The organism is Streptomyces sp. NPDC101776 (assembly GCF_044766845.1).
Classification (GTDB): domain Bacteria; phylum Actinomycetota; class Actinomycetes; order Streptomycetales; family Streptomycetaceae; genus Streptomyces.
Genome location: NZ_JBIWMV010000002.1, coordinates 140,035 through 165,350 on the forward strand (window position 1 = coordinate 140,035; position 25,316 = coordinate 165,350).

General features: G+C 70.8%; 18 protein-coding genes and 1 pseudogene. 12 read left to right on the top strand and 7 right to left on the bottom strand.

Annotated features, from left to right (window positions below; all coding sequences use genetic code 11):
• Positions 1-252: 252 nt before the first annotated feature.
• From ACIRRY_RS06405 to ACIRRY_RS06415, 3 genes are all read right to left on the bottom strand, one after another.
• Positions 253-2,514, bottom strand: a complete 2,262-nt coding sequence (locus ACIRRY_RS06405) for a heavy metal translocating P-type ATPase (protein WP_403968605.1) — start codon at positions 2,512-2,514, stop codon at positions 253-255.
• Between the two features lie 96 nt (positions 2,515-2,610).
• Entirely contained in the window at positions 2,611-2,850 is a 240-nt protein-coding gene (locus ACIRRY_RS06410; protein WP_403970807.1) for a heavy-metal-associated domain-containing protein, read from the bottom strand.
• Positions 2,851-2,922: 72 nt separating this feature from the next.
• Positions 2,923-3,873, bottom strand: a complete 951-nt coding sequence (locus tag ACIRRY_RS06415) for a PrsW family intramembrane metalloprotease (RefSeq protein ID WP_403968607.1) — start codon at positions 3,871-3,873, stop codon at positions 2,923-2,925.
• 61 nt (positions 3,874-3,934) lie between these two features.
• Between ACIRRY_RS06415 and ACIRRY_RS06420 the strand changes: the two are divergent.
• Both ACIRRY_RS06420 and ACIRRY_RS06425 read left to right on the top strand, forming a co-directional pair.
• Positions 3,935-4,342, top strand: a pseudogene (locus tag ACIRRY_RS06420) (cation:proton antiporter); the annotation flags it as partial.
• Positions 4,343-4,460: 118 nt separating this feature from the next.
• A complete protein-coding gene (locus ACIRRY_RS06425) occupies positions 4,461-5,504 on the top strand; it encodes a zinc-dependent alcohol dehydrogenase family protein (protein ID WP_403970810.1) in 1,044 nt (347 codons plus the stop codon).
• A 95-nt stretch (positions 5,505-5,599) separates the two neighbouring features.
• Here the strand turns inward: ACIRRY_RS06425 and ACIRRY_RS06430 are convergent, their stop codons facing one another.
• From ACIRRY_RS06430 to ACIRRY_RS06440, 3 genes are all read right to left on the bottom strand, one after another.
• Positions 5,600-6,904 (bottom strand): salicylate synthase, encoded by a 1,305-nt coding sequence (locus tag ACIRRY_RS06430; protein WP_403968609.1) that lies wholly within the window; start codon positions 6,902-6,904, stop codon positions 5,600-5,602.
• A complete protein-coding gene (locus tag ACIRRY_RS06435) occupies positions 6,901-7,704 on the bottom strand; it encodes a class I SAM-dependent methyltransferase (protein WP_403968611.1) in 804 nt (267 codons plus the stop codon). The genes ACIRRY_RS06430 and ACIRRY_RS06435 overlap by 4 nt, the downstream gene beginning before the upstream one ends.
• 246 nt (positions 7,705-7,950) lie before the next feature.
• Complete coding sequence (locus tag ACIRRY_RS06440; RefSeq protein WP_200691293.1) at positions 7,951-8,151, bottom strand: AlpA family transcriptional regulator; 201 nt, start codon at positions 8,149-8,151, stop codon at positions 7,951-7,953.
• Between the two features lie 477 nt (positions 8,152-8,628).
• Between ACIRRY_RS06440 and iolC the strand changes: the two genes are divergently transcribed.
• The 10 genes from iolC to ACIRRY_RS06490 all read left to right on the top strand — a co-directional run bounded on the left by iolC (position 8,629) and on the right by ACIRRY_RS06490 (position 24,629).
• Complete coding sequence (gene iolC, locus ACIRRY_RS06445) at positions 8,629-9,579, top strand: 5-dehydro-2-deoxygluconokinase (protein ID WP_403968614.1); 951 nt, start codon at positions 8,629-8,631, stop codon at positions 9,577-9,579.
• Between the two features lie 401 nt (positions 9,580-9,980).
• Positions 9,981-10,856 (top strand): deoxyribose-phosphate aldolase, encoded by an 876-nt coding sequence (locus tag ACIRRY_RS06450; RefSeq protein ID WP_403970813.1) that lies wholly within the window; start codon positions 9,981-9,983, stop codon positions 10,854-10,856.
• Between the two features lie 10 nt (positions 10,857-10,866).
• On the top strand, positions 10,867-11,706 hold the full coding sequence (iolB, locus tag ACIRRY_RS06455; RefSeq protein WP_403968616.1) for a 5-deoxy-glucuronate isomerase: 840 nt from the start codon (positions 10,867-10,869) through the stop codon (positions 11,704-11,706).
• A complete protein-coding gene (gene iolD / locus ACIRRY_RS06460; RefSeq protein ID WP_403968618.1) occupies positions 11,703-13,610 on the top strand; it encodes a 3D-(3,5/4)-trihydroxycyclohexane-1,2-dione acylhydrolase (decyclizing) in 1,908 nt (635 codons plus the stop codon). The genes iolB and iolD overlap by 4 nt, the downstream gene beginning before the upstream one ends.
• A 14-nt stretch (positions 13,611-13,624) precedes the next feature.
• Entirely contained in the window at positions 13,625-15,136 is a 1,512-nt protein-coding gene (mmsA, locus tag ACIRRY_RS06465; protein ID WP_403968620.1) for a CoA-acylating methylmalonate-semialdehyde dehydrogenase, read from the top strand.
• Between the two features lie 198 nt (positions 15,137-15,334).
• On the top strand, positions 15,335-16,738 hold the full coding sequence (locus ACIRRY_RS06470; protein WP_403968622.1) for an APC family permease: 1,404 nt from the start codon (positions 15,335-15,337) through the stop codon (positions 16,736-16,738).
• A gap of 187 nt (positions 16,739-16,925) precedes the next feature.
• The gene (locus ACIRRY_RS06475) at positions 16,926-19,952 is read left to right on the top strand and encodes an alpha/beta fold hydrolase (RefSeq protein WP_403968624.1); all 3,027 of its coding nucleotides are present in this window, start codon (positions 16,926-16,928) and stop codon (positions 19,950-19,952) included.
• Positions 19,949-20,812 carry an ABC transporter permease gene (locus tag ACIRRY_RS06480; protein ID WP_403968626.1) on the top strand — a complete coding sequence of 288 codons (864 nt, stop codon included), beginning with the start codon at positions 19,949-19,951 and terminating at the stop codon, positions 20,810-20,812. The genes ACIRRY_RS06475 and ACIRRY_RS06480 overlap by 4 nt, the downstream gene beginning before the upstream one ends.
• Before the next feature lie 148 nt (positions 20,813-20,960).
• Positions 20,961-22,574, top strand: a complete 1,614-nt coding sequence (locus tag ACIRRY_RS06485; protein ID WP_403968627.1) for a von Willebrand factor type A domain-containing protein — start codon at positions 20,961-20,963, stop codon at positions 22,572-22,574.
• 117 nt (positions 22,575-22,691) lie between these two features.
• Positions 22,692-24,629 carry an AMP-dependent synthetase/ligase gene (locus ACIRRY_RS06490; protein ID WP_403968629.1) on the top strand — a complete coding sequence of 646 codons (1,938 nt, stop codon included), beginning with the start codon at positions 22,692-22,694 and terminating at the stop codon, positions 24,627-24,629.
• A 74-nt stretch (positions 24,630-24,703) separates the two neighbouring features.
• On the opposite strand, the gene ACIRRY_RS06495 is transcribed toward ACIRRY_RS06490, so the two are convergent.
• Positions 24,704-25,114 carry a rodlin gene (locus tag ACIRRY_RS06495; RefSeq protein ID WP_403968631.1) on the bottom strand — a complete coding sequence of 137 codons (411 nt, stop codon included), beginning with the start codon at positions 25,112-25,114 and terminating at the stop codon, positions 24,704-24,706.
• Between the last annotated feature and the right edge of the window lie 202 nt (positions 25,115-25,316).

Consider the following 25,316-nt stretch of genomic DNA (forward strand, 5'->3'; position numbering starts at 1 on the left):
TCGCGCCCCCCAAGACGCTTGCCGACATCGTCAACTTAGACCTTCGAACCCCTTCGATGGTTACGTTCACATCACTGTGATCTGCGTCTCTTGCATATGTCCGTTAGGTACGCAAGAGCCCCGATGTCGTGGTCGGGACCCCAGCGTAAGGATGATGCGCGAGCCTTGTGAAGAGCTTATGTGAGGCCGTCGTCGGTCTCTAGAGGGACTCTTACTTCAGGTTCCCGTAACTCCCGGTAACTTTGCGGAACTTCAGCGAAATGTCCTGAGTCGCAGGCTGTTGGACACGACGAACACCGACGAAAAGGCCATCGCGGCCCCCGCGATCATGGGGTTCAGCATGCCCGCGGCGGCGAGCGGCAGTGCCGCCACGTTGTATCCAAAAGCCCACACGAGATTGCCCTTGATGGTGGTCAGTGTCCGCCGGGACAGCCGGATCGCGTCCGCGGCCACCCGCAGATCCCCGCGCACCAGCGTCAGATCGCTCGCCTCGATCGCCGCGTCCGTCCCGGTGCCCATCGCGAGCCCCAGGTCGGCGGTGGCGAGCGCGGCGGCGTCGTTCACGCCGTCGCCGACCATGGCGACGGTCCGGCCCTCGCCCTGCAAGCGCCGTACGACGGCGACCTTGTCCTCGGGCAGCACCTCGGCGATGACGTCCCCGGGGGAGATCCCCACAGCGGCGGCCACCGCTTCCGCGACCGCGCGGTTGTCTCCGGTCAGCAGCACGGGGGTGAGCCCGAGGGCCCGCAGCTCGCGTACGGCCTCGGCGCTGGTCTCCTTGACCGCGTCGGCGACCGCGAGGACCCCGCGCGCCGTTCCGTCCCAGCCGACCACCACGGCCGTACGTCCGCCGCTCTCGGCCTCGGACCTGGCTCGGGCCAACTCCTCCGGAAGGTCGTCGAAGAGGCGCCCCACGGCCACCTCACGGCCCTCCACGCGCCCGCGTACGCCACGGCCGGGCACGTTCTCGAAGTGCTCGGCCGACGGCAGCGGGCCCACCCGCTCCTCCGCGCCCGCCGCCACGGCCCGTGCGACGGGGTGCTCGGAGGCGTGCTCCAGGGCGCCCGAGAGCCGCAGCAACTGCCGCTCGTCGGTGCCTTCGGCGACGTGGACCGACTGGAGGGTCATGCGGCCGGTGGTGATCGTGCCCGTCTTGTCGAGGACGACCGTGTCGACGCGGCGGGTGGACTCCAGGACCTCGGGGCCCTTGATCAGGATGCCCAGTTGGGCGCCGCGGCCGGTGCCGACCATGAGGGCGGTCGGGGTGGCCAGGCCCAGCGCACAGGGGCAGGCGATGATCAGCACGGCGACGGCCGCGGTGAAGGCGGCGGCCACATCGCCCGTGACCGCGAGCCATATTCCGAAGGTGCCCAGCGCGATCAGCAGCACCACCGGCACGAAGATCCCGGAGATCCGGTCCGCGAGCCGCTGCACCTCGGCCTTGCCGTTCTGCGCGTCCTCCACCAGCCGCGCCATACGCGCGAGTTGGGTGTCCGAGCCGACCCGGCTCGCCGCTACGACGAGCCGCCCGCCGGCGTTCACGGTCGCGCCGGTGACCGTGTCACCCGGTGCCACGTCCACCGGTACCGACTCGCCGGTCAGCATCGACGCGTCGACCGCCGAGACGCCCTCGACGACGGTGCCGTCCGTCGCGATCTTCTCCCCGGGCCGTACGACGAAACGGTCCCCGACCGCCAACTCGCCGACCGGGAGCCGTACTTCACGGCCGTCCCGCAGTACGGCCACGTCCTTGGCGCCGAGTTCCATGAGTGCGCGCAGGGCAGCTCCCGCGCGCCTCTTGGAGCGGGCCTCCAGATAGCGGCCCAGCAGGATCAACGCGACGACTCCGGCGGCCACTTCGAGGTAGATCGTCGAGGCGCCGTCCGTGCGCGAGACGGTGAGGCGGAACTCGTCGTGCATGCCGGCCATGCCCGCGTCGCCCCAGAACAGCGCCCACAGCGACCAGGTGAACGCGGCCAGCGTGCCGACCGAGACGAGGGTGTCCATGGTGGCCGCGCCGTGCCTCGCGTTGGTGAACGCGGCCTTGTGGAACGGGAGTCCGCCCCAGACGACGACCGGCGCGGCGAGGGTGAGCGCGAGCCACTGCCAGTTGTCGAACTGCAGGGCCGGGATCATCGACAGCAGCACGACGGGCAGTGCGAGGACAGCCGAGACGGTCAACCGCTCGCGCAGGGAGGCGAGTTCGGGATCGTCGTCACGGGGCTGTGTCTCCGGCTGCGGCGGTGCGGGTTCCTCGGCGGTGTACCCGGTCTTCACCACGGTCGCGATGAGGTCGGCGACCTGGATGCCCGCCGGGTAGCTGACTTTCGCCTTCTCCGTCGCGTAGTTGACGGTGGCGCTGACGCCGTTCATGCGGTTGAGCTTCTTCTCGACGCGGGCCGCGCAGGAGGCGCAGGTCATCCCGCCGATGAGCAGCTCGACCTCGGCCGCTTCGGGGGCCGGGGCCATGGGTGTCTCGGTGGTGCCGGGTGTCGCTGCGGTGGTGCTGGTCATGTCCGGACTCCAGACATCGGACCGGACCGCGCGGAGCCAGTATCAGCTGGTCGGCACGGCCCGGTCGGAGAACATGAAGTGTGCGGCCGTAGCCGATCAGGCCTGGCCGACGAGCTCGAAGCCCGCCTCGTCGACGGCCGCGCGGACGGCCTCGTCGGTGAGCGGGGCGGTGGAGACGACGGTGACCTCGCCGGTCGACGCGACGGCCTTCACCGAGCTGACGCCGGGCAGCCCGGAGATCTCGCCGGAGACGGAGCCCTCGCAGTGTCCGCAGCTCATCCCGGTCACCTTGTAGACGGCGGTGACGGAACCCTGGGTGTCGGTCTGGGCGGTCATGTCGTTCTCCTCGTGGAGGCGTGTGAGGTCCAAGTGGCCCACGGTGGCTCACTCTGTCCCCAGGGTATACCCCTAGGGGGTATTTCTCCAAGAGGGATCACGGCGGGCCAGCGACCGCACCCAGCCGATGCCGAGCAGGGCCACGAGCACCATTCCGCCCACCGAGAACATCGTGAAGAGATGCTCCTGCTGGTCGGTCGGCCGGGGGATGTACCCCTGGGCGAACAACTGCTTCTCCAGGCCCGTTCCCGACAGCCGGGCGACCAGCCAGATGGCGATGCCGTGCGTCGAGTCCCACAGGGCGTGCAGCAGGGCGACGCCGAGAAACGTGCCGACGACCGGGCCGGTGAAGCGGAAGCGACCGTTCAACTGCCGGTAGGAGAGCAGGATCCCGCCCGCGATCGCCGTCCACAGGCCGTGCCCGAAGGGGGCGAGGACCCCGCGCAGGATCTCGGTCTCCAGGAGGGCGCGCAGATCGATGCCCTTGGCGGAGACGGCCGCGTTGAAGGCGTACCCGGCGCTCTCCAGGGCCGCGAAACCGAAGCCGACCGTCGCGCCCAGCACCAGCCCCGCGCGGATGCCGTGCAGCCGGGGCTGTCGACGCAGTACGAACATCAGTGCCCCGAGTTTCACGGCCTCCTCGATGAGCCCGACGCCGACGAACATCCACAAGGAGGGGTGCAACAGGTAGTACTCCATCACCGAGGCGCCCAGCACCCCGAGCGTGCCGCCGGTCAGGAAGCAGCCGAGGATCACGCTGACGCCCAGGTCGCGCCCGTGCCGCTCGTACGCCCACAGGACGAAGGTCACCGGCACCAGGAAGCTGCCGAGCAGGATCAGCGTCGGCAGGAGGGTCGTGTTCTTCGTCGCGTACGTGACCAGCGCGGTCAGCACCCACAGCGCCAGCCCGCCGCCCAGGCACTGCTTCCACAGGCCGGTGCGGATCTGGGGGTACGTCGGCGGCGGCTGCTGCGGCCCGGGGATACGGGCCCGGGGCGCGCCCGGCGGCGGAGAGTAGGTCACGGCAAATCCCCTCGTACTTCTACAGGGCAGATTTACCGGCACTTTATGGTAGATACGCCTCATGCCGCAGTCCGGGACGCTCGTCCTGATCATGGCCATCGCCGTACTGGCACCCCTGCCGGCCTACGGCATGGGCCGGTGGCTCCCGGTCCCGCTGGTCATCTTCGAGATCCTCATGGGCGTCCTCGTCGGCCCGGACGTACTCGGCTGGGCGGGCGACGGGCAGGTGATCGACACGCTCTCCAACCTCGGTCTGACGATGCTGATCTTCCTCGCCGGGTACGAGATCGAGTTCGACCGGATCCGCGGCGACACGCTGAAACGGTCGGCACGCGCGTGGCTGATCTCCCTCTCCGTAGGCCTCGCCCTCGCCACCCTCCTCGTCGGCTGGTCCAAGGGCGTCCACATCGGTACGGCCCTCACCAGCACCGCGCCGGGTCGGTTGCGCAAAGTGCATGACCGGTTCGGTCTCGGCGAAGGGGGAGAGAAACCACCCAGGGGCGCGGGGCTGTGTCAATCTGCGGCTCCGCCGCGGGGCGCGACCAGCCACGACGTACCCGCAGACGAAAACGACGATGGGAGCCCATGTGAAAGCGGTGGTGTTCGAGCAATACGGTGAGCTCGCCGACGTACGAGACGTCCCCGACCCCCACCCCGCACCCCACGGAGTGACCGTCCGGGTAGAAGCCACCGGCCTCTGCCGAAGCGACTGGCACGGCTGGCAGGGCCACGACCCCGACATCACCCTGCCCCACGTCCCGGGCCACGAACTCGCCGGTGTCATCGAGTCGGTAGGCAAGCGCGTCACCAACTGGCACCCCGGAGACCGAGTCACCGTCCCGTTCGTGTGCGCCTGCGGAACCTGCGGAGCCTGCGCGGCCGGCGACCAGCAGATCTGCGAGCGCCAGACCCAGCCCGGCTTCACCCACTGGGGCTCCTTCGCCCAGTACGTAGCCCTGGACCACGCGGACGTGAACCTGGTGGCGATCCCGGACGAGATGTCCTTCGCGACGGCGGCCTCGCTGGGCTGCCGGTTCGCGACGGCGTTCCGCGCGGTGGTGCAGCGCGGCCGGGTCGCGGCGGGGGAGTGGGTCGCGGTGCACGGCTGCGGCGGGGTCGGCCTGTCGGCGGTGATGATCGCGGCGGCGTCCGGCGCCCGTGTCGTCGCCGTCGACATCTCCCCCGAAGCACTGGCGCTGGCAAGGAAGTTCGGGGCGACGGAGTGCGTGGACGGCACGCGGACCCCGGACACCGCGCAGGCGGTACGCGAACTGACGGGCGGCGGCGCCCACTTGTCCCTGGATGCCCTGGGCTCACCGACGACCTGCGCCAACTCGGTGAACGGCCTGCGCCGCCGAGGCCGCCACATCCAGGTGGGCCTCCTGCCCTCCGCCTCCGGTACGACCCCGGTCCCCATGGCCCGGGCGATCGCCCTGGAACTCGAACTGCTCGGCAGCCACGGCATGGCGGCCCACACCTACCCGCCCATGCTGGAACTGGTCCGAGCGGGAGTGCTCCGCCCCGACCTCCTGGCCACCGCGACGATCACCCTGGAGGAGACACCGGCGGCGCTCGCCGCGATGGGGACGGCACCGGGAGCGGGGGTGACGGTCATCGAACCGTGGAGCTGAGAGCGGCCCACCGGCAGAACAGGCTCCGAGCAAGCCCGGAGCAAGCCAACGAACAGACTCGGAGCAGACCCCAAACAGGCCCCGAACGAAGGGAGTTATCCCTCCGCCACCGGCACCAGGTACCCGGCGACACTGCGGAGCTTCTCGCAGGTCTCCTCGTGTTCCCGGGCCGGCTGCGACTCCCGGACGATCCCCGCGCCGGCCTGGAGCCAGCAGCGGTCGCCCTGCCGGAAGACGCTGCGCAGGACGAGCGCGGCATCGAGGGCGCCGGAGACGTCGTAGGTGAGGACGGCACCCGCGTACAGCCCCCGGGGGCGGCCCTCCAGCGCGCGGATCGCGTCGTAGGACGGTGTCTTGGGGATGCCGGTGGCGGTGACCGCGGGGAACAGGGCGGCGAAGGCCTGCCAGGGGGTGCGGTCGGTGCGGAGGCGGCCGACGACGGTGGAGGCGAGGTGCTGGACGGTGCCGCGTTCGGCGACCGTCATGTACTCGGTGGTGCACGTGTCGTCGCAGACGAGGGCGAGATCCTCCAGCGCCAGTTTCACGGAGATGGCGTGCTCGTGGATCTCCTTCGGGTCGCTCAGGAGGTCGGCGCGCAGCCGGGCGTCCTCGTCCGGTGCGCCCGTGCGGGCCCGGGTCCCGGCCAGCGGTCGGCTCACCACCCGCCGGTCGCCGGTGACTTCGGCGACGGTCTCCGGGCTGAAGCCGGCCGCGCCGATGCCACCGAGGTTCAACAGGAAGGACCGGGCAGGGGTGTTGGCCCGTCGCCCCGCGACATAGGTGGCGGTCAGATCCAGCGGTACGGGCACCGTGACCCGCCGCGACAGGATCACCTTCGTCAACGGACCCGGCCCGCGCAGTTCGTCGAGGGCGGTGGCGACGGCAGCGCGATAGCCGCCGGTGTCGTCCAGCGCCATGTCGACCCGCCCGGCGGGCTCGGGAGATACGGGTTCGCCCGTGGTCTCGGTCCCGGTCTCCGGCGCGCGGACCAGCCGTAGCAGCCGGTCGAGGTGGTCGGGGTCGGTGGCGCGGAGGAGCAGCCGGTCGCCTGTGGCCCGGACCTCGACGGCCGGTACGACCAGGTGGAGCAGGGCCCCTTCGCCGTCCGCGGTACTCGTGCGCACCCCGGCCAGGGCCGCCCCCAACTCGAAGGCGGCCCAGCCGTAGACCCGCCATCCGGTCACCGGCAGTGCGGCGAGCCACTCCTCGACGGCCGACAGGTCCCGTGCGTCCGTCGTGAGGCGGAACGCCGCGAGGGTGCCGCCGGCGTACGACCACTCGGGGCCGTTCTCGTACACCGCGTACTCGTCGTACAGGCCGCTGCGGGCGAGCCGGGCCATGAGGGTGAGGGGTTCCTCCCTCAAGTGCAGCCGGGTTTCCCGGTATTCGGCGGTGGTCATGAGGTCGCCCCTCCCGGGCGTCGGCCCAGTGTGCTGACCAGGGGATAGGAGTTGACGACGAAGCGCGGGTCGTCGAGGAGGGTGAGGAAGGCGGCCACGTCACCGGCCGCGACCCCCAACTCGGCCAGGCCGTCGGTGACTTGCTCGGTGTTGACGCGATGCAGGGCGATCCCCTCGCCGCCGCCCTGCCAGGCCTCCGCGTAGGTGGTCGACGTGACCTGCTCAAGTCCCGCCCGCAGCATCGCGCCCACCACCTGCCGTCCCCAACGCGGTTCGGCCCCGGCCCGCTCCAACAGGGCCAGCAGGGAGGCGTGCAGGCGCTCGAAGAGCAGGGCCGCGCTGTCGTCGGGCGCGGCGAGCACGGGGGTCCAGCCGCAGTCGAAGTCCTCCAGCACCAGCCAGCCGCCCGGCCGCAGGGCACCGGCCAGCAGCTCCAACACCCTCAGCCGTTCCGGCAGATGGATCAGCACCAGCCGGGCGTGCACCAGGTCGAAACCGTCGCCGGGCAGCGGGTCGTGGGTGATGTCGTGCCGTAGTACCCGCACATTGCCGGCGCGCGGCCGGGCCGCGGCGCGGGCCGGATCGATGTCCGTGACCGCCACCTCCCCCTCCGGCCCGACCCGTTCACCCAGCCAGTCCCCCAACGACCCACCGCCACCGCCGACTTCGAGACACCGCCACCCCGGCCCGAGCCCGGTGCGCTCCAACGCCGTTCTGGACGCGGCGTCGTAGCGGGATTCGAGGACGGAGAAACGCCCTGCCGCCTGGACGGCCGCGTTGTCGAACAGATAGCGGGTCATGCGTGCCTCTTGAGGTCGCGGGAGCGCTGTTCGACAAAATCGTCACACCGGGAAAAGACGTCATACAGGGCGCGACGAAGGGCGGAGGAAGGGCGGCGGGATCGCGCCACCGCTAAGCGGATTGTCGTATCACTACGGCATGCGCTTCCCGTGCCGACAACAGGCGCCGGGCACCCGCACCGCACCACGGCACATCACGGCACGGCACGGCACGGGCACCCGGTCGCGGTAACGACCCCGCTCGGGTCAGTCGTCCCTACGGCCCCGGTTGCCGGGGCGGGAGGCGACCCAGGCGCGGACCGTGTCGGCGTACCAGAACGGCTTGCCGCTCTCCACGTGGTCGGGCGGGGGCAGCAGGCCGTGCTTGCGGTAGGAGCGGACGGTGTCGGGCTGGACGCGGATGTGGGCCGCGATTTCCTTGTACGACCAGAGCCGTCGGTCGGTCATGAGGCACCTCCCTGCGCGCGCCGCGGCGGCGGCCGGGGGCGGCCGTCGGGGGAGCCGTGCGCTGCGCTGGCGATCACAAAGCCTGTGCCCGGTGAACGACACAGAGTGAGGAACGGGAAGCGCCTGTCGACCGGGTGTGACGCAAAACCCGCGTACACGCGATATGTGTGACACGAGGGGGGCTTTTGTGACAGAGGTGACGCAAAGGCGCACGCGGGCGCGGAGGCGCGGCGCGTTGACACGGGAAGGGGCGGGTGCAGCTGCCCCCCGCATCCCCTGACCGCATCGGATGAATGACCCGTCATGGCTGTCACCGGGCAAGCCCTTACCCTCAACCTGTCCATGTCTCGTCCGAATGTCTGGACAAAACATTGACAGGGCTCGGGGCGCGGGACTACAAACCGTGGAGAGCCGAAACGAAGCCGCTCCGTGTCCGGCCCTCAGGGGTGCCGGTCGCGCGGGCGCGAAGGGAAGTCGATGCCGTACGACCTGATCACCATGGGGCGGCTGGGGGTAGACCTCTATCCGCTGCAGACGGGCGTGCCGCTGCCCCAGGTGACGACCTTCGGGAAGTTCCTCGGCGGCTCGGCGGCGAACGTCGCGGTCGCCGCCGCCCGGCTGGGTCGCGAGGTCGCCCTGGTCTCGCGCACCGGCGACGACCCCTTCGGCACCTACCTGCACGAGGCGCTGCGCGACTTCGGCGTCGACGACCGCTGGGTCACCCCGGTCCCCGGACTGCCGACCCCGGTCACCTTCTGCGAGATCTTCCCGCCGGACGACTTCCCGCTGTACTTCTACCGGCAGCCCAAGGCCCCTGACCTGGAGATCGACGCCCACGAGCTGGACCTGGACGCGATCCACGAGGCCCGCGTTTTCTGGATCACCGGCACGGGCCTGAGCGAGGAGCCCAGCCGTACGGCCACGCTCGCGGCCCTCGCCCACCGTGCCAAGTCCGGTACGACGGTCTTCGACCTCGACTGGCGCCCGATGTTCTGGAAGGACCCGAGCGAGGCCCGCCCCTTCTACGAGGAGGCCCTGCGCCACACGACCGTCGCCGTCGGCAACCTCGACGAGGTGGAGGTCGCCACCGGAGTGCGCGAGCCGCACGCCGCCGCCCGCGCGCTGCTGGACGCCGGTGTCGAACTCGCCGTGGTCAAGCAGGGCCCGAAGGGCGTCCTCGCGGTCAACCGGGCAGGCGAGTCGGCCGAGGTGCCCCCGCTGCCCGTGACGGTCCTCAACGGACTCGGCGCCGGTGACGCCTTCGGCGGCTCGCTCTGCCACGGCCTGCTGTCCGGCTGGGACCTGGAGAAGATCATGCGGCACGCCAACGCGGCCGGCGCGATCGTCGCCTCCCGCCTGGAGTGCTCGTCCGCGATGCCCACGGTCGCCGAGGTCGAGGCCGCGATCGCCGCCGGAGCGGTCCTGTGAGGGCGGGCCGAGTGGCGGGTGCGGAGCACGGTGGCGAGTACGAGGGCGAACACGGAGGCGGGGACGGCGTGACGCACGCGCACGGCGACCAGAACGGCGGGGACGGCACGACGAACCTTCCGGGTCACGAGGGAACCGGCGCGACGGGCGGCCGAGAGGGCGCGACCGGAGCCGGTGGTACGACCGGCGTGGCAGGCGGTCGTACCCGCAGTGCCGGTGTCGCGGGCGCAACCGGCACCACGGGCATCGCGGACCCAACCGGCACCACCGGCGACCGCCGAGCCACCGGCATCACCGGCAACCGCCAAGCCCCTGCCCCCACCGGCACCACAGCCGCTTCCGTCACCGCGGGCACCACGACCGCTCCCGGCACCACGGGCACCCCCGTCACCGGCCCCCGCGTGGACATCTCCGAACTGGTCCGCACCCGCTCCCGCCACCCCGAGGCCATCGCCGAAGCCGCCGCCCGGCGCGTGCGGCGTCCGCTCCTCAACGACGCCGGCCGGCTGATGATCGTCGCCGCCGACCACCCGGCCCGCGGCGCGCTCGGCGTCGGGGAGCACAAGTTCGCCATGGCCAACCGTGCCGAACTGCTCGAACGCCTCTGCCTCGCCCTCTCCCGCCCCGGCGTCGACGGCGTGCTCGCGACCGCCGACATCCTCGACGACCTGCTGCTCCTCGGCGCCCTCGACGGCAAGGTCGTCATGGGCTCGATGAACCGCGGCGGGCTCCAGGGCGCGCGCTTCGAACTCGACGACCGCTTCACCGGCCACCGCGCCCAGGACATCGAGCGCCTCCGCTTCGACGCGGGCAAGCTCCTCCTGCGCATCGACTACGACGACCCGGGCTCCCTCACCACCCTGGAGTCCACCGCCCGCGCCATCGACGACATGGCCGCGCGCCAACTCCCTTTGTTCGTGGAGCCGTTCATCAGCCGCCGCACCGACGAGGGCAAGCTGAGGAACGACCTCTCCGCCGAGGCCGTCATCAAGTCCATCGCCATCTCCTCGGGCCTGGGCGGCACTTCGGCCTACACCTGGCTGAAGCTCCCGGTCACCGAGAACCCGGACGACATGGCCGAGGTCATGGAGACCTCCACCCTCCCCGCCGTGCTGCTCGGCGGCGAGGTCGGGGACGATCAGGACGGCGCCTACGAGAAGTGGCGCGGCGCCCTCCAACTCCCCACCGTGCGCGGCCTGGTGGTCGGCCGCTCGCTGCTCTACCCGCCGGACGGAGACGTGTCGGCAGCCGTGGACACCGCCGTAGGACTGCTGTGAGGGCCGCGTTATGACGACCGCCGAGCCGTACGTTCCCGAGCTGTACGTCCCCAAGGGCTCCGCCGCCAACGCGCAGTACGCCGTGGACATCGACCCCAAGCGGGCCGGCTGGACCCACAGCAGTCTGCGGGTCGTCGAGCTGGAGCCGGGCGGGACACACCACTTCACCACCGGTGACAGCGAGTGGATCGTGCTTCCGCTCAGCGGTGGATGTACCGTGCGAATTGTGGACGAAGAGTTCCAACTCCTGGGCAGGGAAAGCGTGTTCGCCGGAGTCACCGACTTCGCGTACATGCCCCGAGACGCCCAGGTCAAGATCGCCTCCGGCGCGGGAGGCCGCTTCGCCCTGGCAGGAGCGAAGTGCGAGCGACGACTCCCCGCTCGCTACGGCCCCGCGCCGGAGGTTCCGGTGGAACGACGCGGCGAGGGCACCTGCCTCCGCCGCGTCCGCAACTTCGCCTCGGCCGACGCCTTCGCCTGCGACAAGCTGATCGCCGTGGAGGTGATCACGCCCGGCGGCAACTGGTCCTCGTATCCGCCCCACAAGCACGACGAACAACGGCCGGGCGAGGAAGCCGAGTTGGAGGAGATCTACTACTTCGAGATCGACGGCCCGAACGGTTTCGGCTATCAGCGCGTATTCCCCTCCCGTGAGGGCGGATCCGACGTCCTCGCGGAGGTCCGCTCCGGCGACGCCGTGCTCGTGCCCGATGGCTGGCACGGCCCGTCGATCGCCCAGCCGGGTCACGACATGTACTACCTGAACGTCATGGCGGGGCCGGGTGGAACGAGGGAGTGGCGGATCTGCTTCCACCCGGATCACGTTGAAAGCACAGGTGGTTACCGATGACCTCGACGACCAGGCTCACGGTCGCACAGGCACTCGTCCGGTTCCTGTCCGTCCAGTACACCGAACGCGACGGCGTACGGCGGCGGTTGATCGGCGCGACCTGGGGCATCTTCGGCCACGGCAACGTGGCGGGCCTCGGCCAGGCGCTCATCGAGTACGCCACGGCGCCCGACGGGGAGACCCTTCCCGCCATGCCGTTCCACCAGGGCCGTAACGAACAGTCCATGGTGCACGCGGCGGTCGGCTACGCGCGTCAGTCGAACCGCCTGTCGGCGCACGCCGTCACGACCTCGATCGGCCCCGGCGCCACCAACCTCGTCACCGGCGCCGCCCTCGCCACCATCAACCACCTCCCGGTCCTGCTCCTCCCCGGCGACACCTTCGCCGGCCGCCCCGCCGACCCGGTGCTCCAGCAGCTCGAAGTCCCGTACGCGGGCGATGTGTCGGTCAACGACTGTCTGCGCCCGGTGTCGAGGTACTTCGACCGGATCACCCGCCCGGAAGCCCTGATCCCGGCGGCGCTGCAAGCCATGCGCGTATTGGCCGACCCCGTCGAGACCGGAGCCGTAACTCTCGCTCTCCCGCAGGACGTTCAGGCCGAGGCGTACGACTGGCCGGAGGAGTTCTTCGCCGAACGCACCTGGTACGTACGGCGACCGGCCGCCGATCCGGCCGAACTCGCCGCAGCGGTAAGGGCGGTTCGCGCGGCGCAGCGCCCCCTGATCATCGCGGGCGGCGGAGTCCACCACAGCCGCGCCGAGGCCGCCCTCGCCGAGTTCGCGTCGGCCACCGGCATCCCGGTCGCCTCCACCCAGGCCGGCAAGGGCTCCCTGAACCACGACCACCCCCAGGACGTCGGCGGCATCGGCCACACCGGCACCGCGACCGCCGACGAACTCGCCCGTCTGGCCGACCTGGTGATCGGCATCGGCACCCGCTACACGGACTTCACCACCGGCTCCGGCACCCTCTTCGAACGCCCCGGCGTCCGCTTCCTCAACCTCAACATCGGTGCGTACGACGGTCACAAGCTCGCCGGACAGCCGCTGGTCGCGGACGCCCGCGACGGACTGGCCGCGCTGGCAAGGGAGTTGGGCCCGGACGCGTACCGGGTCGCGCCGTCGTACCTCGCCGAGTACCGCGAGGACAAGGAGCGTTGGGAACAGCGCGTCGACGCCTGCTACGAGGCCGAGGAACCCGACGTACGCCCGACACAGCCCCAGGTCCTGGGCGCGCTGGACGAGATCGTCGACGAGTCCGACATCCTCGTCAACGCGGCGGGCTCGCTCCCCGGCGATCTGCACAAACTGTGGCGGACGCGGTCGTTCGACCAGTACCACCTGGAGTACGGCTACTCCTGCATGGGCTACGAGATCCCGGCCGCGATCGGTGTGAAGCTGGCCGCGCCGGACCGGCCGGTGTGGGCGCTGGTCGGCGACGGCACGTACCTGATGATGCCGACGGAGATCGTGACCGCCGTACAAGAGGGCATCGCGATCAAGGTGCTGCTGATACAGAACCACGGGTACGCCTCGATAGGCGGCCTGTCGGAGTCGGTCGGCGGCGAGCGCTTCGGCACGGCCTACCGCCAGCAGGCCGACGACGGCAGCTACACCGGCGCCCCGCTCCCCGTCGACCTCGCCGCCAACGCGGCCAGTCTCGGCATGCGCGTGCTGCGCGCCAAGACCGTCAGTGACCTGCGCGAGGCGCTCGCTGAGGCACGGGCCGCCGACACTCCCACTTGTGTCTACGTGGAGACCGAAACCGCAGACACAGTGTCGGGCGCGCCTCCCGCGCAGGCCTGGTGGGATGTACCTGTGGCCGCGACCGCGACCCGATCGTCCGCGGTCAAGGCACGTGAGCTGTACGAACGGCACGTCTCCACCCGACGCCGCCATCTGTGAAGGAGTATCTGGGCATGACGAAGATCGTCAACCACTGGATCGGCGGTAAGCCCGTTGAGGCCGCTGCAGGCGCCTCGGGCAACTACGGGCCGGTCACCGATCCGGCGACCGGCGCGGTCACCACGAAGGTCGCCTTCGCGACCGTCGACGAGGTAGACGCGGCGGTGGCCGCGGCCAAGGACGCGTACGCGACCTGGGGCACCTCGTCGCTCGCCAAGCGCACCACGATCCTGTTCAAGTTCCGCGCGCTGCTGGACGCCAACCGGGACGCGATCGCCGAGCTGATCACCGCCGAGCACGGCAAGGTGCACAGCGACGCGCTCGGCGAGGTCGCGCGCGGCCTGGAGATTGTCGACCTGGCGTGCGGGATCACCGTGCAGCTGAAGGGCGAACTGTCGACCGAGGTCGCGAGCCGCGTCGACGTGTCGTCGATCCGTCAGCCACTGGGCGTGGTCGCGGGCATCACGCCGTTCAACTTCCCGGCCATGGTGCCGATGTGGATGTTCCCGATCGCCATCGCGACCGGCAACACCTTCGTCCTCAAGCCCTCCGAGAAGGACCCGTCGGCGTCCCTGAAGATCGCCGAACTGCTCGCCGAGGCAGGCCTTCCCGACGGCGTCTTCAACGTCGTCAACGGCGACAAGGTGGCTGTTGACCGCCTCCTTGAGCACCCGGACGTGAAGGCGATTTCCTTCGTGGGCTCCACCCCGATCGCCCGCTACATCCACACCACGGCCGCCGCGAACCACAAGCGCGTCCAGGCCCTGGGCGGCGCCAAGAACCACATGCTGGTCCTCCCGGACGCCGACCTCGACGCTGCGGCGGACGCGGCCGTGTCCGCGGCCTACGGCTCGGCGGGCGAGCGCTGCATGGCGATCTCGGCCGTCGTGGCGGTCGGTTCGATCGGCGACGAGCTGGTGGAGAAGATCCGCGAGCGCGCCGAGAAGATCAAGATCGGCCCCGGCAACGACCCCACCTCCGAGATGGGCCCCCTCATCACGAAGGTCCACCGCGACAAGGTGGCGTCCTACGTCACCGGCGCGGCGGCCGAGGGCGCGGAGGTCGTCCTGGACGGCTCCGGCTACACGGTCGAGGGCTTCGAGGACGGCCACTGGATCGGCATCTCGCTCCTCGACAAGGTGCCGACGACCGCGAAGGCGTACCAGGACGAGATCTTCGGCCCGGTCCTCTGCGTCCTGCGCGTCGACACGTACGACGAGGGCGTGGCGCTGATCAACGCCTCCCCCTTCGGCAACGGCACCGCGATCTTCACCCGCGACGGTGGCGCGGCCCGCCGCTTCCAGCTGGAGATCGAGGCCGGCATGGTCGGCGTCAACGTCCCGATCCCGGTCCCCGTCGGCTACCACAGCTTCGGCGGCTGGAAGGACTCCCTCTTCGGGGACCACCACATCTACGGCAACGACGGCACGCACTTCTACACCCGCGGCAAGGTGGTCACCACCCGCTGGCCGGACCCGGCCGACGCCCCCACGGGCGTGGACCTGGGCTTCCCGCGCAACCACTGAGCACCACCGAGTTGGGCCGTCCGCATCGCGGACGGCCCCTTCTTTTTGTCTACGACGGCTACGGTTCCCGTAGCAACCCGAACCGGGGCCGACACTGCCCCGAGCGGCCGATCACGGAACCCAGAGCGGGCTGGATCAACGAATTCCGTAGGTGAACACCCATTGACGTGATGGTTTCCGTCAATGTTCCATCAGCGCGTGACCGACACCCTCCGCACCGCCGAAGCCGCCGTTTCCGAGGCGACGTCGGACAGCCCCCAGAGTCCACGCCGACTCAAGCGCTCCATCGGCGTCGTCGGCGGCACCCTCCTCACGCTCTCCTGCGTGACACCGGCCTCCACGCTCTTCGTGGTCGTCCCCGACCTGTTCGGCACGCTGGGCACCGCGACCGCCCTCACGATCGCGATCGGCTCGGTGCTCTGCATCGCCGTGGCGTTCTGCTACTCGGAGCTGGGCACCCTCATCCCCAGCGCGGGCGGCGAGTACGCGATGGTGTCGACACTGGCGGGCCGCCTGGCAGGCTGGCTGGTCTTCGTCCTCTCGCTCCTGGTCGTGATGATCGTCCCGCCGGTGATAGCGATGGGCACGGCGGACTACTTGACCCCGATCGTCCACCTGAACCCGTCGATGACCGGCGCGGGCGTGATGCTCCTGGCCACCCTGGCGGGCCTGTTGGACCTGCGCGCCAACGCGTGGATCACGGGCATCTTCCTGGTCCTGGAGGTCATAGCGGCCGGAGTCGTAGCCCTCCTCGGCTTCACCCACAGCCACCGAGGCCTCGGCAGCCTCACCTCGATGCAGGTCGCGGGCACCGGCGGCCACACGGACACGGTCACGGCGATGCTGGTGGTCTCCGGCCTGGCGATCGCCCTCTTCGTCACGCAGGGGTTCTCAACGGCGGTGTACCTCTCCGAGGAGTTGGAGAACCCTCGCCGAAACGTGGCCCGCACAGTCCTGGCCACCCTCGCGATCTCGACGGTGATCATCCTGGTCCCGGTGGTCGCGATCACGATGGGCGCGTCCGACCTCCCGGAACTGACCGGCGGCGACATCAGCAGCATGGTCACGGCCTGGTCCAACTCGGCGGTCGGCACCTTCGTCAGCCTCTGCGTGGCCCTCGCGATCATCAACGCGGGCATCGTCATGGTCATCCAGAACTCCCGAGTCCTCTTCGCCTCGGCCCGCGACAAGGCGTGGCCCACCCCGGTCAACAAGGTCTTCTCCAAGCTCGGCCGCTTCGGCTCCCCCTGGGTCGCCACCCTCGCCGTAGGCATCCCCGGAGCCGTCCTCTGCTTCGTCAACCTGGACACCCTGTACGGCGTGACAGGCGTCTCGGTGACCGGCATGTACCTGCTGGTAGCGGTAGCCGCACTCCTGTCCCGCCGAGGCCACCACAGGCACACACACGCGTGGCGCATGCCGCTGTGGCCCGCGATGCCGATCCTCCTGATAGCAGTTCTGGCCTACATCCTGACGCAACAGGAGACGAGCTATTTGCTGTGGACGGGTGGAATCGTCGCCGCAGCAACCCTCTACTGGGCGTTCTATTTGCGCCCGCGCCGCGAAACCCGCTGGCTGGTGTCGATCCCCGAGGAGGACTGAGCCCCGCAGGGGCGAGTCCTCCTCAGGGGCGCGGGGAACTGCGCGACAAGCCACAACGCACCCGCACTCGGCAACGCACATAAGCCCCCCGAGCCAGTAGCCGTACACCAGATGCGGTACACCCCTCACCCCCGGTTCACCCCAGGGTCGCCCCCAACTGTCAGAGACGCCCCGTACCGTTGAACGCATGGATCTTCGACTGCCCGGGCTGCAAGGCCTACGACGACCACGACGCCCCCGGCGCTGGCTAGCAGCCACCGCAGCCGTCGTCGCGCTCGCCGCCGCCGGCACCTGGACCGCCGCAGCCTCCAACGACACACCCCCGGTGCACAGAACAGACCGGGCGATGGCGGTCGACGGCGTCAGCCTCGACACCTCGTACTTCACGGACGGCGGCACCACCCGCCGCCCCGCCGTACTGCTGGCGCACGGCTTCGGCGGCAACAAGGACGATGTACGCAAAGAGGCCGAAGACCTGGCCCGGGACGGATACGCGGTCCTGACCTGGTCGGCCCGCGGCTTCGGCAAGTCGACCGGCAAGATCGGCCTGAACGACCCGGACGGCGAGGTCAAGGACGTATCGAAGCTGATCGACTGGCTGGCGAAGCAGCCGGACGTCCAGCTCGACAAACCGGGCGACCCGCGCGTGGGCATGGCAGGCGGTTCCTACGGCGGAGCGATCTCCCTGCTGGCCGCCGGGTACGACGACCGGGTCGACGCCATCGCCCCGGCGATCACGTACTGGAACCTCGCGGACGCGCTGTTCCCGAACGGCGTCTTCAAGAAGCTCTGGGCCGGAATCTTCATCAACTCCGGTGGCGGCTGCGCCAAGTTCGAGCCCACGCTGTGCCAGATGTACGACCGCGTGGCCGAGTCGGGCAAGCCGGACGCGGCGGCCCGCGCGCTCCTCGAAGCCCGCTCCCCGTCCGCCGTGGCCACGCACATCAACGTGCCGACCCTCCTGCTCCAGGGCCAGACCGACTCCCTCTTCCCGCTCGGCCAGGCCGACGCCGCCGCGAAGGCGATCCGCGCCAACGGTGCCCCCGTGGACGTCGACTGGATCGCCGGCGGCCATGACGGCGGCGACATGGAGACGGGCCGCGTCCAGGCGCGCGTGACGTCCTGGTTCGACCGGTACCTGAAGGACGACAAGAACACCGACACGGGCCCGGCCTTCCGCGTCACCCGCACCGGAGGCATCGACTCCACGGACGGCGCCGCCCTGTTGCGCGGCGCGAGCGGCAGCGCGTACCCGGGCCTGGAGAGCGACCCGCGCACGATCGCCCTGACCGGCCGCCGCGAGCAGTCCTTCACCAACCCGGCCGGCGCCAGCCCGCCCGCCATCTCGGCCCTCCCCGGCCTCGGCAGCACCGGCGGCCTCTCGCAGCTGTCCTCCCTGGGCATCGGAGTCTCCCTCGACTTCCCCGGCCAGTACGCCGCGTTCGACTCGGCCCCCCTCACCAAGAGCCTCCGCGTCACCGGTTCGCCCACGGTCACCGTCCACGTCAAGTCGACGAGCGACGACACGGTCCTCTTCGGCAAGGTCTACGACGCGGGCCCGAGCGGCACACAACAGGTGCTCCCCTCCCAGCTCGTGACCCCCCTCAGGATCGAGGGCACCAAGGCCGGCAAGGACGTCACGATCACCCTCCCGGCCATCGACTACGACGTCCAGAGCGGCCACCACCTGCGTTTGGTCCTCGCCTCGACGGACCTCGGCTACGCCTCCCCGGCGGCCCCGGCGACGTACACCGTCACCCTGAAGAGCGACCTCAAGGTCCCGACGGCCCCCGGTGTCACGACCGCCGCGGCGACCCTGCCGTCCTGGGTGTGGTGGTTCCCGCTCGCGGGCGCGGCGATCGCCGCGGCCCTGCTCCTGACCGGCCGTAGGCGTACGGCATCGACACCCCCCGCCCCCGAACTGTCCGAAGTCCCGCTCCAGATCACGGACTTGAGCAAGCGGTACGCGAAGTCGGCGGACCGGTACGCGGTACGGGACCTGTCCTTCCGCGTCGAGAAGGGCCAGGTGCTCGGCCTGCTGGGTCCGAACGGCGCGGGCAAGACGACCACCCTGCGCATGCTGATGGGCCTGATCAAACCGGACGCCGGCGAGATCAGGGTCTTCGGCCACGCGATCCGCCCGGGCGCCCCGGTGCTGTCCAGGGTCGGCGCGTTCGTCGAGGGCGCGGGCTTCCTTCCGCACCTCTCCGGTCGCGAGAACCTGGAGCTGTACTGGCAGGCCACGGGACGGCCTTCGGAGGACGCCCACCTGGAGGAGGCCCTGGAGATCGCGGGCCTCGGCGACGCACTCGCCCGCGCGGTCCGCACCTACTCCCAGGGCATGCGCCAGCGCCTCGCCATCGCCCAGGCCATGCTCGGCCTCCCCGACCTCCTCATCCTCGACGAACCGACCAACGGCCTCGACCCGCCCCAGATCCGTGAGATGCGCGAGGTGATGATCCGCTACGCGGAGGCCGGCCGCACGGTCATCGTCTCCAGCCACCTCCTCGCCGAGGTCGAACAGTCCTGCACCCACCTGGTGGTCATGGACCGCGGCCGCCTCGTCCAGGCGGGCCCGGTCGCCGAGATCGTCGGCTCCGGAGACACCCTCCTGGTCGGCCTCGCCGCCGACGTCCCCGACCCCCTGGTGGAAAAGATCGCGGCCCTCCCGGACGTGGAGTCGGTGACCCGAGCGGAGGGCGGCCTGCTGCTGCGGCTGGCCTCCGGCGAGCACCTGGGTTCCGGCGAGCGCCTGTCCTCCGGCGAGCAGTCGGCCTCCGGCGACGGCCCGGCCCCCGGCGACCACCTGGTCTCCGCCACCTCCCCGGCGGACGGCGCGAGCAAGGCCACCGACGCGAGCACGACCCCCCGCGCGGTCGCCACCGTCACGCCGGGTGGCACCGCCGCCGAGGCGTCCGGCACCGCGCGCGGTGTGCAGGGCGCCGCCACGACCGACGCGTCCGGCATCGTGCTCGCCGAGCACGACAGCACCACCTCCGAGGCGTCCGGCACCGCACTCGCCGAGCCGACACCCCCGTCCCCCGACAAGGACCCGGAGCCCCAACTCCCCACCCACGCCCCGCCGGCCCACGGCTCGCCCACCGCGGCCCGACTCCTCGTCGAACTCGTACGACTCGAAGTCCCCGTCTCCTCGGTCGGCCCGCACCGCCGTCTGGAAGACGCCTTCCTCACCCTGATCGGAGGTTCCGCATGAGCACGCTCGCCGAGCCCGTCGAGGTGGCCTCCGGCTACCGGGCGGGCCGCACCCTGCCCCTGCGGGTCGAACTGGTCCGGCAGTTGAAGCGGCGCCGCACGCTGGTCATGGGCGGCATCCTCGCCGCGCTGCCCTTCATCCTGGTCGCGGCCTTCGCGATCGGCGGCACCCCGGGGGACCGCAACGGCCAGGTGACGCTGATGGACACGGCCACCTCGTCCGGAGCCAACTTCGCCGCGGTGAACCTGTTCGTGTCGGCGGGTTTCCTGCTGGTCGTCCCGGTCGCCCTGTTCTGCGGGGACACGGTCGCCTCGGAGGCCAGCTGGTCCTCCCTGCGCTACCTGCTCGCGGCACCCGTGCCCAGGGCCCGCCTCCTGTGGTCCAAGCTGGTCGTCGGCCTGAGCCTCAGCCTCGGCGCGATGATCCTGCTCCCGCTCGTCGCCGTGGCCGTCGGCACCGCCGCCTACGGCTGGGGCCCACTGGAGCTGCCCACCGGCGGCGCGATCGGCGCGGGCACGGCCGCCGGACGCCTACTGGTCGTCGTGGCGTACATCTTCGTGTCCCAACTGGTCACCGCGGGGCTCGCGTTCTGGCTCTCGACGAAGACCGACGCCCCGCTCGGCGCGGTCGGCGGCGCGGTCGGCCTGACCATCGTCGGCAACGTCCTGGACGCCGTCACGGCCCTCGGCCACTGGCGCGACTTCCTGCCCGCGCACTGGCAGTTCGCCTGGGCCGACGCCGTACAGCCCCATCCGGAGTGGTCCGGCATGATCCAGGGCACGGCGGTCTCCGTTACGTACGCCATCGTGCTGTTCGCCCTGGCCTTCCGGGGTTTCGCCCGCAAGGACATCGTGTCGTAGGTCACTGGAGGGTCTCCCACCGGTCTCGACGGGCCATGATCGCGACCCCTTCGAGACGCTTCCGCAACTCCCCGTAGCGCACATTCCCGCCCCCTCCGCCGTCACAGTCGCAAGAAGTCGACGTCAACGGACCGAGGGGGCACGGGAGATGGAGACCAACCAGACCGGCCGAGCACGACCGGAGCGGCACAGGCGACAGCCGTACGCACACCACCGCACCCGGCGACTGCGCACCACCCTGCTCGCCCTCGCCGCCGCGAGCGGCCTGCTGCTCACCGGCTGCGGCGCGGGCGACGCCGGCGACTCCAACAGCTCGGACTCGGCGAACCGGACCGGCTTCCCGGCCCCGGCGCCCGCTTTCACCTCCGGCGGAGAACAGAACGGCGGAAAGGACGGCGGACAGAGCACGGACCAGGACGGCGAGCAGACCAGCACCCCCGCCGACAAGATCGCCCCGTCCCCCGACTACCTCTCCACCTTCGCCCTCGACGTCGACACCGCCTCCTACGGCTACGCCCGCCGCGTCCTCGCCGACGGCGGGCTCCCCGACCCGTCGACGATCCGCCCCGAGGAGTTCGTCAACAGCTTCCGGCAGGACTACGAACGCCCGGACGGCAACGGCTTCTCGGTCACCGTCGACGGCGCCCGCACGGACAGGTCCAACTGGTCCCTCGTCCGCGTCGGCCTCGCCACCCGCACCGCCGACGACACCGCCGAACGCCCGCCCGCCGCCCTCACGTTCGTCATCGACGTCTCCGGCTCCATGGCCGAGACGGGCCGCCTGGACCTCGCCAAGAAGTCCCTCGACGAGATGACCGACCGACTGCGCGACGACGACTCGGTCGCCCTCGTCACCTTCAGCGACGAGGCCGAGACCGTCCTTCCGATGACCCGGCTCGACGGCCATCGCGGCCAAGTCCACGAGGCCGTCGACGAGTTGGAGACCCAGTCCTCGACCAACCTCGGCGCCGGCGTCGAGACCGGCTACGCCACCGCCACCGAGGGCCTGCGCAAGGGCGCCACCAACCGCGTCGTCCTCATCTCCGACGGCCTCGCCAACACCGGTGACACCAGCGCCGATTCGATCCTGGAACGCATCGCGGACGAACGCCGCGACCACGGCATCACCCTCTTCGGCGTCGGCGTCGGCAGCGACTACGGCGACGCCCTGATGGAGAAACTCGCCGACAAGGGCGACGGTCACACCGCGTACGTCTCGGACGACGCCGACGCCCGCAAGGTCTTCGTCGACCAACTCCCGCAGAACATCGACCTCACCGCCCGCGACGCCAAGGCCCAGGTCGCCTTCGACCCCGAGACGGTCGCGCAGTTCCACCTCATCGGCTACGAGGACCGCAAGGTCGCCGACGACGACTTCCGCGACGACAACGTCGACGGCGGCGAGATCGGCCCCGGCCACACCGTGACCGCCCTCTACGCCGTCCGCACCCGGCCCGGCGCCGAGGGCCACCTCGCCACGGCGAGCGTCCGCTGGCTCGACCCCGACTCCCGCGCCCCGCACGAGGATTCGGGCCAACTGGAGACCGACGCCCTGCGCGACTCCCTGACCGACGCGCCCCTCCGCTTCCAAGTCACCGCCGTGGCCGCCTACTTCGCCGACTCCCTCCGCTCCGGCGCCCTGCCGGGCAACCCAGGCCTCGACGAACTCGCCACCCGGGCCCACACGTTGGCCAAGAAGACAGAGGACAAGGACGTACGACAACTCGCCGAAGCGATCGACGAGGCAAGCCGGATGAACTGAACCCGACGGAACCCGAACCAACCCGGCCCCGATCCCACCGGCCCCATTGACCTTCCCCTACTTGCGAGTAAGTTGGCGCCCCAGTCACCGTCTCACCGCCGACCGGGAGCAGCCGACATGGGCGTACGCAAGGACCTGAAGCGGGCGCGGCAACGCACCGACCTGGCGGCCCGCACCCGGGTCGAACTCACCCGCGACGAGCGGGGCGTCGTACGCGAGGCGGGCACTCCGCCGCTCGCCCCGCGCCCGACGACCGGCAGCACCGCCGACCTCCCGTTCACCAACGCGGCACAGGCCCCCGACACGGTGGTCCTCCGCCGCGAGCGGCACGGCACCTGGCACCCCGTGACGGCGGCGGCCTTCGCCCATGAAGTCACCGCCGTGGCAAAGGGGTTGGTGGCGGCGGGCCTCGAACCGGGCGGCCGGGTCGCGGTGATGTCCCGTACCCGCTACGAGTGGACGGTCCTCGACTTCGCGATCTGGGCGGCCGGCGGCCAGACCGTGCCGATCTACGCGACCTCGTCCGCCGAGCAAGTGGAGTGGATCGTCAGGGACTCGGGCACCCGCTTCGTCGTCACGGAGACCCCCGAGCACACCGACAGGGTCACCACCGGCACGGCCCGCCACCCCCAACTCCCGCACGTCTGGCAGCTGGACGCCGGAGCCATTGACGAACTCACCGCCCTGGGCAGTGAGTTGCCCGACGACGAGATCACCAAGCGCCGCGCCTCCCTCACCCCCGACACGATCGCGACGGTCTGCTACACCTCCGGCACCACCGGCCGCCCCAAGGGCTGCGTGCTCACCCACGCCAACCTGCACGCCGAGGCCGCCAACATGGTCGAACTGCTGCACCCCCTCTTCACGGAGGTCACCGGTCAGGTCGCCTCGACGCTGCTCTTCCTCCCGCTCGCGCACATCATGGGCCGCACCCTCCAGATCGCCTGTCTGGCGGCCCGCATCGAGGTCGGCCACTGCCCGAGCATCAAGCCCGACGAACTCCGCCCGGCACTGAGGGAGTTCAGGCCCACTTTCCTCGTCGGCGTGCCGTACCTCTTCGAGAAGATCCATGACGCCGGCCGCGCGACCGCCGAGAAGATGGGCCGCGCCGCCTCCTTCGACCGCGCCGACCGCGTCGCGGTCCGCTTCGGCGAGGCCTACCTGAACAGGTTCCTCGGCACCGGCAAGGGCCCCGGCCCCGGCCTCTACGCCGCGTGGGCCCTCTACGACCTGCTGGTGTACCGCCGTATCCGCAAGGAACTCGGCGGCCGGCTGCGGTACGCCATCAGCGGCGGCTCCCCGCTCGACCGCGACCTCAACCTCTTCTTCGCGGCGGCCGGGATCATCGTCTACGAGGGCTATGGCCTCACCGAGACGACGGCCGCCGCCACTGTCGTACCGCCCCTGCGGCCCCGCCCCGGCACGGTCGGCCTCCCGGTCCCCGGCACCACGATCCGCATCGCCGACGACGGCGAGGTGCTCATCAGGGGCGGGGTGGTCTTCGGCGCGTACTGGAACAACCAGGTGGCCACCGACGCCGTACTGAAGGACGAGTGGTTCGCGACCGGTGACCTGGGCGCCCTCGACGAGGACGGCTATCTCACCATCACCGGCCGCAAGAAGGACATCCTCGTCACCAACGGCGGCAAGAACGTCTCCCCGGCCGTCCTGGAGGATCGCCTGCGCAGCCGTGCCCCGGTCGGCCAGTGCCTGGTCGTCGGCGACAACCGGCCCTTCGTCGCCGCCCTGATCACCCTCGACCCCGAGGCCCTCGCCCACTGGCTGTCGGTCCGCGGCCTCCCCGCGGACACCCCGCTCGCCGACCTCGTCGAGGACCCGCGCCTGCGCGCCGACGTCCAGAAGGCCGTCGACCACGCCAACCAGGCCGTCTCCCGCGCCGAGTCGATCCGCGCCTTCGCCCTGGTCGAGGGCGAGTTCACCGAGGACAACGGCCTGCTCACCCCGTCCCTGAAACTCAAACGGCACGTGGTGACGGCGGCGTACGCGGAGGACATCGAGGCGCTCTACGCGAAACCGAAGCCGCAGCGGCCGTAGCGGAAGCGGCCCTACGACACGGAAGAGCGGGCCGCCGATGTGCTCGGCGGCCCGCTCTCGTGGTGCTGCTGGGGTCAGCTGTTCGCGGCGCCGTTGCCCGACAGGACCGGGATGTTGTCCAGGATGTGCGACAGCGGCTCGTCGCCCTTGGCCTGGGTGGAGTTCTCGGTGCACTGCTGGTTCTGCGGGGCCGAGAGGACCGGCACGTCCTGCAGAACGGTGACCGGCACGAGGCCGACCAGCGAGGCCAGGTTCGCCTTGACCGGCAGCCCGACACAGGGCTTGTTCAGCGAGCCCTGGACGAGGGAGAGCTGGGGGCTCATGTCGCCCTTGGTCTCCTGGTTGCCGTACTTCTGGACGGCGCCGTTGCCCTGGGTGGTGGTGACGCCGTCGTCGTTGCCGATGGCCATCGCCGGGGTGGCGACAGCGGCCGTGGCACCGGCGAGGGAGGCGGCAACAGCCGCGGTCGCCCACAGCTTCTTCATGTTCAAACCCTTTCGGAGGACGGACTCCCGTTGCGGAGCCGCGCGGTGATCAACTGAGTGGGACTGGTTTGGTTGCGGCCTTTGCCCCGTATGGAGCAATAAGTCGGTTCACCTGCGCCGTCTCCACCGGATCGGTCGGCGCGCGGAACGCGTCAGGCGCAGAGGACAGGCCGACGGGCCGCCGAGAAGCCGGCGGCCCGTC

Coding starts and splice junctions, on each gene's coding strand:
- iolC (WP_403968614.1), top strand. CDS start 8,629: ATGCCGTACGACCTGATCACCATGGGGCGGCTGGGGGTAGACCTCTAT.
- ACIRRY_RS06430 (WP_403968609.1), bottom strand. CDS start 6,904: ATGACCACCGCCGAATACCGGGAAACCCGGCTGCACTTGAGGGAGGAA.
- ACIRRY_RS06480 (WP_403968626.1), top strand. CDS start 19,949: ATGAGCACGCTCGCCGAGCCCGTCGAGGTGGCCTCCGGCTACCGGGCG.
- mmsA (WP_403968620.1), top strand. CDS start 13,625: ATGACGAAGATCGTCAACCACTGGATCGGCGGTAAGCCCGTTGAGGCC.
- ACIRRY_RS06485 (WP_403968627.1), top strand. CDS start 20,961: ATGGAGACCAACCAGACCGGCCGAGCACGACCGGAGCGGCACAGGCGA.
- ACIRRY_RS06410 (WP_403970807.1), bottom strand. CDS start 2,850: ATGACCGCCCAGACCGACACCCAGGGTTCCGTCACCGCCGTCTACAAG.
- ACIRRY_RS06440 (WP_200691293.1), bottom strand. CDS start 8,151: ATGACCGACCGACGGCTCTGGTCGTACAAGGAAATCGCGGCCCACATC.
- ACIRRY_RS06405 (WP_403968605.1), bottom strand. CDS start 2,514: ATGACCAGCACCACCGCAGCGACACCCGGCACCACCGAGACACCCATG.
- iolB (WP_403968616.1), top strand. CDS start 10,867: ATGACGACCGCCGAGCCGTACGTTCCCGAGCTGTACGTCCCCAAGGGC.
- ACIRRY_RS06475 (WP_403968624.1), top strand. CDS start 16,926: ATGGATCTTCGACTGCCCGGGCTGCAAGGCCTACGACGACCACGACGC.
- iolD (WP_403968618.1), top strand. CDS start 11,703: ATGACCTCGACGACCAGGCTCACGGTCGCACAGGCACTCGTCCGGTTC.
- ACIRRY_RS06495 (WP_403968631.1), bottom strand. CDS start 25,114: ATGAAGAAGCTGTGGGCGACCGCGGCTGTTGCCGCCTCCCTCGCCGGT.
- ACIRRY_RS06490 (WP_403968629.1), top strand. CDS start 22,692: ATGGGCGTACGCAAGGACCTGAAGCGGGCGCGGCAACGCACCGACCTG.
- ACIRRY_RS06435 (WP_403968611.1), bottom strand. CDS start 7,704: ATGACCCGCTATCTGTTCGACAACGCGGCCGTCCAGGCGGCAGGGCGT.